At 39.3% G+C, this 17,458-nt stretch carries 11 protein-coding genes; 3 read left to right on the plus strand and 8 right to left on the minus strand.

Annotated elements, in window-relative coordinates; all coding sequences use genetic code 11:
- Positions 1 to 91: 91 nt before the first annotated feature.
- From KFO40_RS21055 to KFO40_RS21075, 5 genes are all read right to left on the minus strand, one after another.
- Positions 92 to 1,549, minus strand: a complete 1,458-nt coding sequence (locus KFO40_RS21055) for a sulfatase-like hydrolase/transferase (RefSeq protein WP_049703283.1) — start codon at positions 1,547 to 1,549, stop codon at positions 92 to 94.
- Positions 1,550 to 1,691: 142 nt separating this feature from the next.
- Positions 1,692 to 2,360: a carboxypeptidase-like regulatory domain-containing protein gene (locus KFO40_RS21060; RefSeq protein ID WP_008997691.1), complete on the minus strand. Its 669-nt coding sequence runs from the start codon at positions 2,358 to 2,360 to the stop codon at positions 1,692 to 1,694.
- Between the two features lie 11 nt (positions 2,361 to 2,371).
- Positions 2,372 to 4,099 carry a RagB/SusD family nutrient uptake outer membrane protein gene (locus KFO40_RS21065; RefSeq protein ID WP_004315861.1) on the minus strand — a complete coding sequence of 576 codons (1,728 nt, stop codon included), beginning with the start codon at positions 4,097 to 4,099 and terminating at the stop codon, positions 2,372 to 2,374.
- Between the two features lie 11 nt (positions 4,100 to 4,110).
- A complete protein-coding gene (locus KFO40_RS21070; protein ID WP_004315860.1) occupies positions 4,111 to 7,392 on the minus strand; it encodes a TonB-dependent receptor in 3,282 nt (1,093 codons plus the stop codon).
- A gap of 246 nt (positions 7,393 to 7,638) precedes the next feature.
- Positions 7,639 to 8,661: a FecR family protein gene (locus KFO40_RS21075; protein WP_118219373.1), complete on the minus strand. Its 1,023-nt coding sequence runs from the start codon at positions 8,659 to 8,661 to the stop codon at positions 7,639 to 7,641.
- 134 nt (positions 8,662 to 8,795) lie between these two features.
- On the opposite strand from KFO40_RS21075, the gene KFO40_RS21080 reads away from it, so the two are divergent.
- Positions 8,796 to 9,371 carry an RNA polymerase sigma-70 factor gene (locus KFO40_RS21080; RefSeq protein ID WP_004315857.1) on the plus strand — a complete coding sequence of 192 codons (576 nt, stop codon included), beginning with the start codon at positions 8,796 to 8,798 and terminating at the stop codon, positions 9,369 to 9,371.
- Between the two features lie 313 nt (positions 9,372 to 9,684).
- On the opposite strand, the gene KFO40_RS21085 is transcribed toward KFO40_RS21080, so the two are convergent.
- From KFO40_RS21085 to KFO40_RS21095, 3 genes are all read right to left on the minus strand, one after another.
- Positions 9,685 to 11,580, minus strand: coding sequence for an ATP-binding protein (locus KFO40_RS21085; RefSeq protein WP_009039704.1), 1,896 nt, complete (start codon positions 11,578 to 11,580; stop codon positions 9,685 to 9,687).
- Between the two features lie 116 nt (positions 11,581 to 11,696).
- Complete coding sequence (locus tag KFO40_RS21090) at positions 11,697 to 14,333, minus strand: valine--tRNA ligase (RefSeq protein ID WP_134985802.1); 2,637 nt, start codon at positions 14,331 to 14,333, stop codon at positions 11,697 to 11,699.
- Positions 14,334 to 14,397: 64 nt separating this feature from the next.
- Positions 14,398 to 15,036, minus strand: a complete 639-nt coding sequence (locus tag KFO40_RS21095) for a hypothetical protein (protein WP_074909407.1) — start codon at positions 15,034 to 15,036, stop codon at positions 14,398 to 14,400.
- A gap of 140 nt (positions 15,037 to 15,176) precedes the next feature.
- Between KFO40_RS21095 and KFO40_RS21100 the strand changes: the two genes are divergently transcribed.
- Both KFO40_RS21100 and KFO40_RS21105 read left to right on the plus strand, forming a co-directional pair.
- On the plus strand, positions 15,177 to 16,229 hold the full coding sequence (locus KFO40_RS21100; RefSeq protein WP_117808969.1) for a DUF3810 domain-containing protein: 1,053 nt from the start codon (positions 15,177 to 15,179) through the stop codon (positions 16,227 to 16,229).
- A gap of 79 nt (positions 16,230 to 16,308) precedes the next feature.
- Entirely contained in the window at positions 16,309 to 17,211 is a 903-nt protein-coding gene (locus tag KFO40_RS21105; protein ID WP_117808970.1) for a helix-turn-helix transcriptional regulator, read from the plus strand.
- The last annotated feature ends 247 nt before the right edge of the window (positions 17,212 to 17,458 follow it).

A 17,458-nucleotide genomic window follows, 5' to 3' on the forward strand; every position in this document is an offset into this window, starting at 1 on the left:
CTCATTATAGTTCTATTTTTGTTTATACCTACTGAAAATAATCTAATTGTCACTGCCCGATCGCTTGCAAATCGAGATTATACTCCCAACATTACAACTTTTTATTATCAATCAGTTGTCTTTTTGCCGCATTCTGCCAAATCAACGGATCTTTTCTTTGCTTTAAGTCCTCATAAAGAGCTTTTCTCAAACGAACAAGTTCCGCTTTATATTCTTTTGAATAAACTAAATTGTTCAGTTCCCAAGGATCGCTTTCCAAATCATACAATTCATCCGTATCTGTAAGGTTCCATACATATTTCATACGTTTGTCACGTATCATACGTTGCACGAACAAACCAAATTGCTGACCGTTGTAATTACTGAACGCATATTCCCTCCAGTCTGAGGCCTCCTTTTTTTCTTCGATCAGAGGTAACAAGGACTCTCCCTGCGTTTTATAATCCAACTGATACATATCACAAAATGTTGCAGCCATATCCAGTTGATTATTGACAAACCGATCGACGATCCGATGTGACACTCCGGGAATTTTCATCACTAGAGGTACATGTACTTCCTCTTCATACATTACATAGTGCTTATCCACCATGTTATGTGAACCGGCAGCGTCTCCATGATCTGTAGTATATACAATAAGCGTGTTATCATACACTCCCATTTCCTTCAAAGCCTCAATAACCATACCTACAGCATCATCCAATTGAGTGATATTGGCAAAATAACGCTGCAAATAACCCTGCCACATCTCCCAATTCGAATCTTCCAACTCCCAATTATAAATCTGCTGTCTCTGAATATAGGGTTTATTCGACAAATCATCCCTGTAGTTCGGCCATTCCTGTATTTTTTCCTTATCATACATAGCGAGAAACTCACGAACAGGATAACATGGTAAATGCGGATCACTCGTATCAAAACGGACATGCCATTTTTTACCTTCGGATTGATATTTCTTAATCATTTCAATCACACGTTGTGCCAACCAATGTGTACGGGACTGCATTTTATCAACCGGATCATATCCTCCCATTACCCATCGGGAGTCCTGCCAGACATAATCAGGAAGATTATTCTTCTTACGCCAATTATTATAACTCCACTCCGGCACATAATCATCAAATCCGAAATCTTTCGGAGATTTCCGGTCGCTGACATGCCATTTACCAACATATCCCATCTTTATATCTTTCTCTGATAATTTCTCGGTCCACGTCGGACCATTGAAAGGAGTGACAGGCAACGTTATATCATAATTCCAAAGTCCCTTATGTTGTTCCGGCCATTTACCGGAAATCAAACTTTGACGGGCAGGACAACTTGTTGGTATACACGAATAGGAATTAGTAAAAATAACTCCTTCCGAAGCGAGTTTATCGATATTAGGGGTTTTCACCAAGCCTTTCCCTGAAAACCCTGTACAATCATAACGGTGTTGGTCCGCCTGAATAAAAAGTATATTCACATTTTCCGGTTTATTATCTTGTGCTTCCATCGTTTGAGAAGCGGTTAACAAACACAATCCTGAAATAAAAAAGTTATTTTTCATCTTTGATTCACTTTAACTCTAAATGTATTTTCTTGGTGAATGTTTCCTCAATGAAACACTTGTATTTTTTATGGCAAATAGCTCTAAAGTAGGAGGGACAAATCCCTCCTACGATAAAAAGTTTATCACAAAAATTCATTACTTACTCAAACATTATAGGAATCATTTTGCTATGATTGTAATCTCCTCCATTGGCAATATGAGTTACTCCTACACGGATATAATAGGTCGTCCCTTTTTTCAAATCCAAACCACTTACTTCGTAGGTGACTTCTGCCTCTTCTGAAGTCGCATGCTTCACTGCCTTTCTTTGAGTATTAGGCAAATCCGCAAATATAAAATTCGGATACTCGTTCCACATCACAGAATAATAATTAAACTTATTACCTTCGTTCCCACGAGCCTTGAAATGTACTACAAATTTCGTAGGATCACTCTTGTCATAGTCAACACTAAAATCAAATACTGAAACTCTGGGAGTCAATTTATATTCCCTATCAAGAGTACAACCATCCGTTATCGTTATTTCATCCTGAGCATTATCTATAATAGAAGCCCCGTTCTTACGAACATTCACTCTGTATGTACCTGCAACTAAACGTGATAAATTAAAATGACCGTCAGGTTTTGAAGTCACACTGCCATTAGCCGCTACAACAGGCTCCAAAACGACATCCACATCAGCTAACCCTTCACCTGTTACAGCATCCAACACGTATCCACTTAATGTTCCTTGTTCAAACTCGTTCATGTCATCACACGAATAACCAATGAACATACAAACCAATATATATAAACAAATCTTTTTCATAATCATGTTTTTTATTTCCATTCTTCATTTTGTTCTAAGTTCGGATTTCTGAGCAATTCTTCTTTAGGTAAAGGCAAAAAATAAAATTTCTCTAAAAACACCGGTTTATTCGTTTTATCATGACGCTGTACGCGACGTGTATAGGTATAAGAAATCTCTTCACCATTTATCTTTTTACGTATCTCCATTGCTGTCAATTGATTGTTTAGTTTAAGATGTGCTAATTTCCAACGACGCAAATCCCAATAACGTTTATTTTCAAAAGCCAATTCTATATATCTTTCATTTTGAACCAATGTCCTAAAATCATCTTTAGATATGTTTTCTGGTATTCCATAACGTTCGTCATCACCTGGAAGTATACCGGCACGCTTACGAATTAATTTTAGTTGTTCTACGCCTTCTTCCGTTTCTCCGATTTCATTCGCTGCTTCAGCCAAGCCCAACAAGACCTCAGCATATCGAAGTTCAACCCATTGTGTATAGCTTCCTTTTCCATAGCCATAATCACCTTTCGTTCCGTCCAAAGACTCATCTGTCATTTTTCTCATATAATATCCTGTACTTGTTGCAGATTGATGAGAATCAATACCATCAAAATTATACATTGGAGAATTAGGGTCGGTGGATTCTGAAACAAATGTATACACCTTTTCGTTTCTTGGTCCGTATGTATCTCCATTCCATACGACAGTTGCTCGAAGGCGAGGGTCACGATAATCATACGGATTGGTTTCCGGATTACTTTTTACATACGGAGTACCATCTTTCATGGGAAACGCATCTACTAACTCCTGTACCGGACAATTGGCTGTTGCATCACCCACTGCCTGCGAACGCATCATATTACCCGCATCCCAACCATGAGTAATAGTTCCCTTTTTATAATCTTTAAACCATATTATTTCTTTGTTGTTCTCCCCTTTTTCTTTCCAAATTTCCGAAAACATCGGATGCAAATCATAAACATCCAGTTCAATCACATCCTTATAGGTGTCGTATGCATCCTCCCAATATTTTCTCTCATTAGTCGGATTAAACATCGGACTTGCTCTATACAACTGTATTCTTGCACAATATGCAAGTGCTGCTCCCTTTGTAATTCTTCCCCAGTTATCCCCACTGTATGTAATCGATAACAAATCTGCAGCTTCCTTCAATTCCTTTATAACAAAATCAAAACTTTCATCTGTCGTATTCCTTTTAGGATATAACAAACTCTCATCCGTTTCATCTTTGTCTATTACTTTAGTTATGATAGGTACTCCTCCATACACCTTTATCATTTCCCAATACAGATGAGCACGGTAAAATCTCACTTCTCCTATAAAACGGTCACGTCGTTCCTTTTGAGCCTGAGTAGCATTAGTTGGTAAAATATATCGTTCTTCAATATTCTGCAAAAACTCATTAGCCTTGCGTATACCACCATAATACCATTTTTGATACGGTACATCCGTACGATCGGCACCAAAACGCACACCATTTATCCAATTCACTGCACGACCATTATATCCACTACGAGCTTCATCGGAAATTATTCCCAACTCAGCGAGTCCGGGTCGTTCAAATAAACCGGTCGGCATCCAATTGGCATAAAATGAATTAACATTCAGCTCAATCATATTAGGATCACTCCACACATACGAATCATCAATAGCGCCTAAATTCTTTTTATCCAAAACATCTTCGCAAGAAACGGCTAAAAATGCGATTAAATAAAATATGTATTTTTTCATTGTATACTCATTTAAAAAGTTATGTTTACTCCCATATTGAAAACCCTTTGTTGAGGATAATAATTCGGTCCTCCATCCTGTTTTTCCGGATCATACCCCGGCATATGATCTATAGAGAACAAATTGCTTCCGCCAACATATATCCGCAAACGGTCCACTCCCACTCTCGACAATAAATCTTTTGATATGGAATATCCTAATTCTACATTCTTCAATCGAACATAGTTACCATTAATCAACCAGAATGTGGATGATTTATTATTTGACGGATGGTCAGGGCCCCAGGCCTTAGGATAGCGTGCATCACGATTATCCGGAGTCCAATGGTCTTCATACAAATATTTAGGCAAATTGGAAGCACCATTAATAAACATTTGAGTGGCAAAACCACTTAACATCACATTCCTGTTGGCAGCTCCCTGGAACAAAGCACTAAAATCAAAACCTTTCCATGAAGCCGAAAGATTCAAGCCAAACATTATTTCAGGAGTGTTGCTATAAGGAGAAACGACTTTCTTATCACGTTCGTCCATAATTCCGTCATTATTTAAATCTGCATATTTCACATCACCGGCCGTTGGCTGTGTTCCTTTAAACCGCGGCCATGCGGCTGCTTCTTCATCACTCTGAAATAATCCGAGTGCAACAAAACAAGCCCGATATCCCATTGTTTTTCCTACCGGAATATTCCAAGGTTCCGCCCCTGCAGCATAATCTTTTTCTATAACCTTATTTCTTGACCAACTCACATTTCCACCCACATGATACCGGAAGTCTCCTATTTTATTATCGTGCTTTACTTGCAGTTCAAACCCTTTCACTTTCACAATACCATAATTTTCAGAAGGCAAAGTTGCACCAAAAGTTTGAGGCATTGAAGCATTTCTTGAACCTAAGATATCGTATGTGCGTTTATAGAACACATCCGCTTCCACAGCAAGTAATCCTTTATAAATAGATGCGTCCACCCCAAAATTGAATGTCGCAGTTTTTTCCCAAGTTAAATCAACATTCGGAATGCCACCGCTTACAATTGATTTTATCGGTGCTTGATTAAAAATATAGGCATTACCAAACGAATAATTAGTCAACCATTGCCAGCCTCCTACAGCATCATTACCCAAGATACCATACGAACCTCTGACTTTCAAATTATCCAAATTAGAAAACTTCTTCATGAAAGCTTCTTCCGATAGCCGCCATCCCAAAGATACTGAAGGAAAAAATCCCCATCTACGATCCGGGTGAAATTTTAATGACCCGTCATAACGGAACGAAAATTCAGCCAAATATTTGCCTTTGTAATCATAATTAAAACGCCCTATGAGACCTTTGCGAGCATCCTGAGCAGGAGTTCCCCAATTTGACTGTTCTTCATCATCTCCACCTGCAAACAGCTGATCAATAGAAGTGAATGGAAAATTAGTTCTTGAAGCCCCTAATGTAGATCCCAATGATTCAAATTGTTCGTACACCAACAATCCGGACATAGAATGTCCTTTTATCTTTTTATTATATGTTAATGTCAAAGTAGATGTCATATTATTTCCAATGTACATTTCTTCCGAAAGAGAGGTTTTACCAAAAATGCGTTCATTGGCAACACTACCATCATCTCCCAACAAATAGAGAGAATAAGGAGTTAAAAATGACTTCGAATGGTTCGCACCTCGCACGTAGCTAAACAAAGCATTAAACTTCAATCCGTCTACATAAGGAATTTTTATATCAAAACCCAGTTTAGCCCGATAATTATTCTTTTTATTTCTTTTATACCCGCTATCGTCACGTTCTGCTACTGGATGTCTACTACCCATATCATAGTAACTACCATCCGCGTTATAAATCTTTTCTAATGGAGACCGTCTAACCACATACTCAAATAGTGAAGCAGAAGCGACTTGCGGTTGTTCTAAAGTACTCTCCATCCCTTCCAAATCTAAACGGACATTGATATAATTGTTAATTTTTGCATCAATATTAGCTCTCAGATTATAGCGTTTATAATCAATTCCATCATACATCCCTTCATCGTGCAAATATCCCAAAGACATAAAATACTTAATTCGGTCACTTCCACCGTTCACACTCATGTTATATTTCTGATTCAATGAATGCTTTTTGAAAGTTTCCCCAAACCAATCAGAACTCTCTGTTCGTGCTTTTTGAATTTGTTCATCATTGTAAAACAAATGCGCGTCTGAAGAGTTATTTATATCATATCCCATATTAGTTTGCGCCTCATTCCAAAGAGTTGCATACTCATAAGCGTTGAGTAGTTCCGGATAAGCAGTAGGTGTAGAGATACCTAAATTTGTAGAGAAAGAGAATTTAGGTCTGCCATTCTCACCACGTTTCGTCGTTACCAATATTACACCATTAGCTGCGCGAGAACCATATACCGCCGCAGACGCATCCTTCAATACCGAAATATTCTCTATTTCATCAATGTTAATCGCATCAAAAGCTTCTTTATTCACTTGAATCCCGTCAACAACATATAATACGGGCGCATCGTTCCAAGATGACTTCCCACGAATCAGCACTGATGCTCCTTGTCCCGGAAATCCATTTGCAGCCATTGAAATCACACCGGGTAATCTACCTGCCAATAAAGTGGAAGTATTACTTGCATGAGTTTCTGCTATATCTTTAGAAGAAATAGTCGCAACAGAACCGGTCAAATTTACCTTTTTCTGCGTACCATAACCCACCACTACTACTTCGTCGAGCAGTTTTGTATCTTCTTCCAAGACTACTTTTAGTGTTTTTCCTTCTTTTACCTTAACTAATTGAGGTTGATAACCGATATAGGATACGTTAATCATTGCTTTATCTGACGATACGGATAAAGTAAAATTTCCTTCGATATCAGTTACAGTACCAACAGAACCGTCTTCTTCTTTAATAGTAGCTCCTATGACAGGCTCATCATTTCTATCAACGACTTTACCAGAAACTTTCATTTTTTTATCTTGTTCAGGTACCAAAATATCTGTTGACAGAATTATTTTCTTATCCAATACTGAAAACTTTACACCCGTGCCGGCAAAAACTTCTTTCAAAACTTGAAAGATATTACTGTTATTGACAGATACGGATACACGGCGGCTCAAATCAACATGCTTGTTGTTAAAAAAGAAGTCAAAATCCGATTGAGATTCTATTTCCTCCAAGATTTCCCCTACTGTTTGGTTACGCACATCAATACTTATCATTGCTTGCTGCGCATACACTTCAGTAGCCCATGTGATACTGACAGAACAAATGAGGCAAATAATAAATAGTTTCATAGATAGTGGAATTTGTTTTAAGGTAATCCAAAACGAGTTTATCATCCGTAATAATTGGATGCTACAATAATTTTGCATAATTTTGTAATGACTTAAAGTTAATAAAAAGTTTATCTAAGCTTGTCGCCAAACAAGCGGTAGAAAGATTTACTTATTTTCATACGGGAGATACGCCAATATCTTCCCGTATGTTTTTCTTTTAAGGAGCTCTGTTTTTCATATTATTTATTTTTTAAGGTTTGTAAATCAATAAATCTCTATTCTACTTTTCTCATCTTTTATATCAGCAGAATCTATGTATCGCCAACGAATTCGGGATGAGATTTTAAAATATTCCAATATTCTTTCTAAACGCTGATGTGTGAATGTTCCGGTAAACGAATATTTTTTCAAACGTTCATTCTTTATTATAAATTCTACGTTATATCGTTTCTCCAACATTCGCAAACTTTCTTCCAAAGGAGTGTCCTTGAAAATGATTTTCCCCTCTTTCCAAGCAATCTCTGACTCACCGGAAGTAGTGTAAAGTTGTACTTTACTATCTTTAAAATCATAGACCAATTTTTGTCCTGGCTTCATCAGCACTTTTTTCGAAACATTGTCACGCTTGAAAATAAAGCCGATCTTTCCTTCAACTAATGTCGCCGACACTCTGTCTTCCTTTTCATAAGCTTCTACATTGAAATGAGTTCCGAGCACTTCTATCTGCGATTGGTGAGAGGTAGAAACGACAAATTTCTTTTCCGGATTCTTAGCCACTTCAAAATAGGCTTCTCCCTGCAAACTTACATTTCTCGTGTCGCTATCGAAGCGTGAGGGATAACTCAAAGTAGATTCGGAATTCAGGAAAACCAACGTGCCATCGGGCAATGTCAGAGAAGTCATCATTCCGGGATTTGTTTTCACTTCCATCATTTGTGCCAATTCCTGTTCGCTTCCTCCCCAATGTTGTACCATCAGAGTAACGAGAAGTGGAATGAACAGCACTGCTGCCGCACGTTGCGCCCATTCCCACCATGTCGTTTTCCTTTGTCTGTTACCTGCCATTCTACTTTTCACCTTTATCAATGCTTTCTCTGTGTCGACTTTCGTCATGATGTGAACGGTATCTGTAGCAAGATAAAGAGCATGTATCTGTTTTGCCATCCGTCGATTTTCGTCCGATTCGCTCATCCACATCTCAACTTGCAGACGTTCTTCTTCCGTTGCCACCCCTTCACAATAACGTGGAAGCAGTTCTTCTATCGTATTTCTATCTGTTTTATCCATATCTTTTTTTATTGCCTTTTACTATAAGACAAGGGAGAATAGGAAGACTCCTAAACTAAAAACCATTTTTTTTAGAAAAATCTTTGTTTCTATCTAAAAAAGCTATATTTGCAGTTAAATTATGGAGCTAATACATGAAAGGAACTTATCAATCAGACAATGATTTTCTATTATCAGCCGTTCAACGCGGAGATCAAAAAGCATTCGATACACTGTTTCGGAGATATTATCCGATGCTGTGCGCATATGGTCACCGGTTTGTCGAGTTGGAAGATGCAGAAGAGATTGTAGAGGATTCTCTTTTATGGATTTGGGAAAATCGGGAAACACTGGTTATCGAGTCCTCTCTTAATTCTTATCTTTTTAAGATGGTGTATCGCAGGGCTTTGAACAAGCTTGCACATATTGATGCCACCCAACGGGCGGATACCCGCTTTTATGAAGAAATGCAGGAAATGCTGCAAGATACGGACTATTACCAGATTGAAGAACTTGCGAAACGGATTGAAGATGCTGTCGCGGCATTGCCTGAAAGTTATCGGGAAGCTTTTGTGATGCACCGATTCCGGGATATGAGTTACAAGGAGATTGCAGAAACACTGGGGGTATCGCCCAAAACAATAGATTACCGTATTCAACAAGCGTTAAAGCAACTGCGCGTGGATTTGAAAGATTACCTCCCGTTACTACTACCTCTCTTATTTCCCTAGAGAGACAAAACATATAAGTAACCATCAATATTATTCCATTTGGCTATTACCTGTCAGCTAAAGTATTAATAGACAACTTACGTTGTATTAAAGATAAACTTACGTTCCTCTAAGGCAAAAGTTCCCTTTGACCTGAAACAAACTATAAACGAAAGTTCCAATTATATAAATGCAACCTTCATTTTTATAAATGCAAGTTTCATTTATAAAAACAAAGCTTCCGTTTATAGATTTCTCTTAGACAAAAACAACTTTGGCAGTAAGGAAAAGGAAGTTTGCAATAAGGAGACAGTAACTTATCTATTAACTAACTTCATCTCTTTCTATAAGGAAGTGTAAACCAGAAAGTAGATCCTTTACCTTCTTCTGAATCTACTCCTATTTTTCCCCCGAGACGCTCAACAATCGTACGACAAATGGAAAGTCCTAAGCCGGTACCTTGAATGAATGGGTTATATTTTACGAATCGTTCGAAAACATGTTCACACTGTTCGTTTGACATACCACAGCCGGTATCTGATACATAAAAATAAATAGTATCGGTGTCTGTCATACGATACCCCATACAGATAGTGCCTGTTTGAGTAAATTTGATAGCGTTATTGACAAAGTTGGCAAGCAATTGTATCAGTCGATTCTTATCAATATAAAAAAGACAACCCGGCAAGCGTTCGGTAAATGCAAGGGTAACATCACTGTTTTTCAAACGTAACCGCATACTTTGTTCAATTTCCTCCATTGTCTGATTAACATCGATCGAGGAAGGATAGAAATCAAATGTTCCGGCTTCAATCTTCGACAAATCCAGAATATCATTAATTAATTGGAGCAACAAGTCGGTATTTGTTTCGATGATATCTGCGTACTCGCGCATTTCGACAGGATCTTCTGTATGGGGAAGCATATTTGAAAAGCCCACGATTGCGTTCAAAGGAGTACGTATTTCATGGCTCATGTTCGCCAGAAAGGCAGATTTCAATTGATTAGCCTGCTCCGCTTTCTCCACCGCTTCACTCAAACGGCTATACGCTTTCCGAAGAATACGAATATAATAGACAATAGCAGCTATCAAAAGTAATAGAAAAACAGAACTAGCAATAATCTTAACATAGTGTTGCTGAAAAAAAGTTTGAGGTTTATCAATATATACAGCATCGTCGGGATAACGACTTGACGGAATATTATAAGACTTTAATACAGGATAACAAAGATAGGAATTTCCTTCCCCTCCCACTCCACCCGGAATATTGCGGGCTTGTTCTCCATTCAATATACGATTCAGGATTTCCAGCAAAGAATCGCAAAAAGACTCCGTCGATACATAATACCCTCCTGCGAAAGTATTGTTCGATAAATTTTCGGGAGATAGCAAAAACAGAGGTGAGGGAGTAAAATTGGTTATAATTTCCTGTATGTGGTCGAAAAGGTAGTTGTTATCATTTTCATTATGAGACTCAAACCAGGAATAGTAAATAATCCCTGTATTAGGTTTATAACTATGCAGGGTATCCAGCAACATTTCTGTCGATAATTGAGTGGTAGAAAGCAGATCCAGACGTAAATCCGGAAAATTCTCTTCGACGGCTTCCTTTACATCTCTACGGGTTTCTTCACTAATATATCTGTCGTCTGAAATAAATGCCAGACGTTGCATATCCGGTATTAGTTTATAAATCAGTTCCACTGTTTCCTTCACATAATAATGCTGCTTTAAAAGTGTCAGATTGTAGCCTCTTCTCCATTCTTCACCGGGGACACTATTGGTTTCTGTTAGTGGAGCATGAGACAGCAAAACGTCGAGAGAAGCAGGCAGGCGGTCGCGGGCATTTGTCACTATTACCGGAACATCTTTCCATACGTCATCAAACAGTTCACGGCAGACAATCCATCCCGGATCTCCAATCAGGACGATGGCAGCGGGAGCTACCGGGTATTTCTCACGCAAATGGGTGACTACGGCATCTGCTTCCATCTTATTCACCAAAGCTGGTACGGAAAGAGATTCCGCTTTGGCAGATATCCCCTGCTTCTGAAGAGCATCGTGTATACACCAATAGAAATTTTTAGCCCAAGGCAGATTAAAATTAATGGAATTCAAAACCAGTACTTCTTTATTTGTTGTTTCAGTTCGGGCTGACACAGATAATAAGAATCCTTCTATAAAAAGGAATAAGCCTAAGAATGAGATGGTTCGGAGTACTTGTTTCATTTGTGATGTTCTATAATAGCTACGGCAAAGGTAGTATTTATTTCCATTTCGCAAAAAAAAGGCATCTCAAAATTAATTGAGATGCCTTATATTATATAAAACCAGGTATCAAAGAGTTATTTCTTCAACAAGATAGTAAGGCTTTCTTTCAAAGAACGAATGATACTTTCCGCATCCGCCTGTTTCTTGCGTTCAAGTTCTATGACGGCTGCCGGAGCATTGTTCACGAATTTCTCGTTGCTCAATTTCTTCACGATGCCTTGCAGGAAACTTTCCTTATGTTTAAGTTCGGCCAACAGACGAGTGATTTCCGCATCTATATCAATCATATCAATCAATGGTACGGCAAATTCTGTCGTTCCAACCATGAAAGAAGCAGCACCTTCTGCTTTTTTGAATACTACATTAATAGCAGAAAGGTTACACATCTTGATAATCACCGGATTCATTTTTTCTACCGGATGACTATCCACAACCTGCAATTCGAGTTGTTCCTTCAAAGCAATATTCTTCTGCAAACGAATGCTGCGAACATTGCTGATAATTTCCTTAGCCAATTCAAATTCTTGCAGGAATGTCTCGTTTACCTCAAGAGGCTCTTTCATGAGAGTAACCATCAAACTTGCACCCGGTTCGCGCTCACGCAGTTGTTGCCACAGTTCTTCTGTGATAAACGGCATGAAAGGATGAAGCAACTCGAGCAGACGTTCGAAAGAACTAAGCACCATACTATAAATAAAGCCATTAATGGGCTGCCCATAAGCAGGTTTCACAATTTCCAGCAACCAGGAAGAGAACTCATCCCAGAACAGTTTGTAAACCAACATCAATGCTTCGCTCAAACGATATTTAGAGAACAAATCGGCAACTTCAACCGCAGCTGCATCCAGTCTCTGGTCGAACCATTGAACAGCCAGATGAGCCTCGGGTGGAACCGGAATGGAACTTTTGCCATTAGTCCATCCTTTAATCAGACGGAAAGCATTCCATATCTTGTTGCAGAAGTTACGTCCCTGTTCGCAAAGGGCGTCGTCGAAAAGAATGTCGTTTCCGGCAGGAGCTGAAAGCATCATACCCATACGCACACCGTCGGCACCATACTTTTCGATCAGTTCCAATGGATCGGGAGAGTTACCGAGCGATTTAGACATCTTACGTCCCTGTTTATCACGAACGATTCCTGTGAAGTATACGTTTTTAAACGGCATCTGTCCCTCGTATTCGTAGCCTGCCATAATCATACGGGCTACCCAGAAAAAGATAATATCCGGTCCTGTCACAAGGTCGCTTGTCGGATAGTAGTATTTGATTTCTTCGTTGCCCGGGTTGTTGATTCCGTCGAACAAAGAGATAGGCCACAACCAGGAAGAGAACCAAGTGTCCAGGCAATCTTCATCCTGACGAAGGTCTTCCATTGTCAGGGCGGCATTACCCGTCTTTTCTTTTGCTTTTGCCAGAGCTTCCTCGGGAGTAGCGGCTACTACATAACCACCTTCCGGCAGGAAGTATGCAGGAATACGATGTCCCCACCACAACTGACGGCTGATACACCAGTCTTTGATGTTTTCCATCCAGTGACGGTAGGTATTCTTGTATTTGGCAGGGTAGAATTTCAGATCGTCGTTCATTACCGGAGGCAATGCCATATCTGCAAAATGTTGCATCTTGAGGAACCATTGCATAGACAATTTCGGTTCGATCACAACGTTGGTACGTTCCGAATATCCTACCTTATTAGTATAGGCTTCTATTTTTTCGAGCAATCCGGCAGCTTCGAGGTCTTTCTCTATTTGTTTACGAACATCGAAACGGTCCATACCGATATACATACCGGCAGCTTCGCTCAATGTACCGTTGTCATTGAAAATATCGATACTAGGCAAGTTGTATTTTTCACCCAGCATATAGTCGTTTACATCATGGGCCGGGGTTACTTTCAGACAACCCGTACCGAATTCGATGTCTACATAATCATCCTCAATCACAGGAATGACACGGTTTACCAGCGGAACGATCACTTTCTTTCCTTTCAGCCATTCGTTCTTCGGGTCGTTCGGATTGATACACATAGCCGTATCACCCATAATTGTTTCAGGACGGGTTGTTGCAACAACCGCGTAGCGACCTTCCGGATCACCTTCTACTTTATAGCGAAGGTAATACAGTTTTCCGTGTTCTTCCTTGTAGATTACTTCCTCGTCAGAAAGGGCAGTCAAGGCTTTCGGGTCCCAGTTTACCATGCGGACGCCCCGGTAGATCAATCCTTTATCGAACAGATCGACAAATACCTTGATTACACTTTCGCTACGTTTCTCATCCATAGTGAAAGCAGTACGATCCCAATCGCAGGATGCGCCGAGTTTACGGAGTTGTTTCAGGATAATACCACCGTGCTCGTCTGTCCATTCCCAGGCATGTTTCAAGAATTCGTCACGAGATAGATCGGTTTTCTTGATACCTTGAGAAGCGAGTTTGTTTACAACTTTAGCTTCGGTAGCAATAGAAGCGTGGTCAGTTCCCGGCACCCAGCAAGCATTCTTGCCTTCCATACGGGCACGACGAACTAAAATATCCTGGATGGTATTATTAAGCATGTGTCCCATGTGTAACACACCGGTGACGTTCGGGGGCGGGATGACGATGGTGTAAGGTTCACGGCCATCGGGTTTTGAACTGAATAATTTGTGGTCCAGCCAATACTGGTACCACTTTCCCTCCACGTCAGCGGGATTGTACTTACTTGCTAATTCCATATTGTTTTATGTATATGATAATGTATATTCTAAAAATAACGGGTGCAAAATTAATAATTTAAATTCAAATCTTACCACCCTCGGGGTGTTTCTGTGCACGGAAAGAGAATTTATATCCCTCATAAAGAGCGAATCCGTAGAACAGGGCAGTCATCGACATTACATTTTTCAACAGAATAGAGAATATCTCTCCATAGTCTACACCTGCCAGGACTTGAAAATAACCCATTTCATAATCTTGGGAGATATATCCGATAATAGACAAGAAATCACCTAAGATGCAACTAACCAGAGATAATGCCGCACCGATAATTCCAAAAATGGGACGTATTCCCTTGCCCTGCCGCATCGCAAAACCTACCATGAATCCGATAGCAATGGGCATAAACCCAATCTGACGACCTGTAGAAACGGAGATCAGCCCCCATGCCACCGCACCAACGATGCATGCGACAACTGCACACAATACTCCTTTGGGCAGGTTCTCTTCGGCAAGCATTTCCTCTTCTGTCATGGATACCGGAAAGTCTTCCGGCTTGGGAGGCGCTAATCTTTCCAGTTCCTTATCTTGCTCAAAACTGTCACATTCTTCTTCAAAAGCGGGAAGTTCTCCGGTACGTTTACAAACGAGTCCTTTTCCGTTCACAAAATCACGTGACACGCAATTCCTGCAATACTTTTCTATTTCTTCTGATGTAGCCATCTTATCCGGTTTATGTTGAATAACTTTCTCTGATTACGCAGGTACACAAAGTCACTGTTAACAGATTTTTTGCAAATATAGAGGTATTTTTTCGCGCAACGTTTATTAAATGCATATTTTTGTTGACTGATTTTATACAAATGATGAAAAATAAGCCAAATGTAAGATATTTAGCCTTAGGAGCATTATTAATCCTGGTGTGGCTAACGCAATGGATTCCTGCTCTGGCAACGATCTATTCTCAAACAATCTATCCCCTTATCTCCTACGTCCTGTCGTTTTTTTCCGGTTTATTTCCTTTTGCCATAGGGGATTTATTTATTTTCCTTAGCATCACAGGCGTGATTGTTTATCCCTTTTATGCCCGTCTCCGCAAGCAGTTGCCTTGGAAGAAAATCTTATTGCGCGACGGGGAATACTTATTATGGATTTATGTATGGTTCTATCTGGCATGGGGCCTGAACTACTCGCAGAAAAATTTCTATCAACGAACAGAAATCCCGTATACCGCCTATACTCCCGAGATTTTCCAAGAATTCGTAGATGATTATATTACTCAACTGAACCGCTCGTATACTCCTGTCAATAGTATCAATCAAGATTTGATACGAGAGGAAACTGTGCGAATCTATCATCAGTTAAGTGATAGTCTGGGCGTACATCGCCCTCCACACGAGCATCCGAGAGTAAAAACAATGTTATTCACTCCCTTCATTTCGATGGTAGGGGTAACGGGTAGCATGGGGCCTTTCTTCTGCGAGTTTACACTCAACGGAGATTTGCTTCCCGTTAATTATCCGGCCACTTATGCTCACGAACTAGCCCATTTATTAGGTATCACCAGCGAAGCGGAAGCTAATTTCTATGCTTATCAGGTTTGCACCCGTTCAGAAGCGATGGGAATCCGTTTTTCCGGATATTTTTCTATATTGGGACATGTATTGGGAAATGCGCAAAGATTACTACCGGAAGAAGAATACACCCGACTGTTTAAACGCATCCGACCGGAAATTATCGAATTGGCTAAGAATAACCAGGCGTATTGGGCTGCCAAGTATAGCCCTGTGGTCGGTGCTGTGCAGGATTGGATATACGATCTTTATCTGAAAGGGAATAAGATAGAAAGCGGACGGCAGAACTACTCGGAAGTAGTGGGGCTGCTGATTTCCTATCAGGAGTGGAAAAAGAAATAAATATAGATTGTGCCTTGTTTTGGCACATAGTATTCTGATCTTTGCAACGTTAATATAAAACGGATAGACTAATTTCTTTATGGCAAAAGATCTTTTTAATAAATATCTCTGGTTAGTAGATACAATCTATCGGGCTGGAACAATAACATTAGATGAAATTAACCGTAAATGGCTGCGGTGTGAAATGAGTAACGGAGAGAAAATCCCAAATAGAACTTTTCACAATCACCGGAAAGCCATTGAAGAACTATTCGACATTAACATAGAATGCGATAGACACAACGGATGCAATTATTATATAGAAAACACCGAAGAACTTAAAAAAGAAGGACTCAGAAAATGGCTGTTAAATATATTTGCAGTCAATACAGTCCTTAACGAAAACCATAAATTAAGAGATAAAATACTACTGGAAGAATATCCTTCAGGAGAACAGTATCTGATACCAATCATTGAAGCTATTGATAATCATATAACGTTGGAAATAACATACCAAGGCCATTGGCAGGATAAATCATGTACATTTCAAATTGAACCTTATTGTATAAAGACCTTCAAACAACGTTGGTATGTGGCAGCAAGAAGTCCGTATTATGACAAAGTATTGATCTACTCTCTTGATCGGATACTCGAAATGGAACAAACAGACTTACCGTTCGAGTATCCTCAAACTTTTAACCCTAAAGTCTACTTCGATAATAGCTTCGGGGTTATTGTTGATGAAGAATATGACGTAGAAAAAATCAGCATAAAAGTATATGGAAATCAATGCAAATACTTCCGTTCTCTCCCGTTGCACCATTCTCAAAAAGAAAGTGAAACACACAGCAACTATTCCATTTTTAATTATAGATTGCGCCCTACTTATGATTTCTGCCAAGCCATCTTATCACATGGAGATTTTGTAGAAGTCTTGAAGCCTCAATGGTTCAGAATTCAAATTGGAGCAACTATTCAAAAAATGCATCAACTATATGAATAAATATCATCACAGGTGTATTGAAATGAGTATTCATTAGTAAATATTAAAGCAGTCCGGTCATATTTTCTGATAAGATTCTTTCAATTCTAAAAAATGTTTCTTAGTTTTGCAATGTACAACCATTAAAACAAGTAGTAAGAAACAGAGAACAAAGATTTTCAGACATATTGGTAACCATTCTATTTTCCGCCTTGACATAAGTTGTTAGCCGCCATATCTTTGCGCCGTAACCTTTAACAAGAATGAT

The sequence above is a fragment of the Bacteroides sp. 1001302B_160321_D4 genome (assembly GCF_015667765.1).
Taxonomy (GTDB): domain Bacteria; phylum Bacteroidota; class Bacteroidia; order Bacteroidales; family Bacteroidaceae; genus Bacteroides; species Bacteroides xylanisolvens.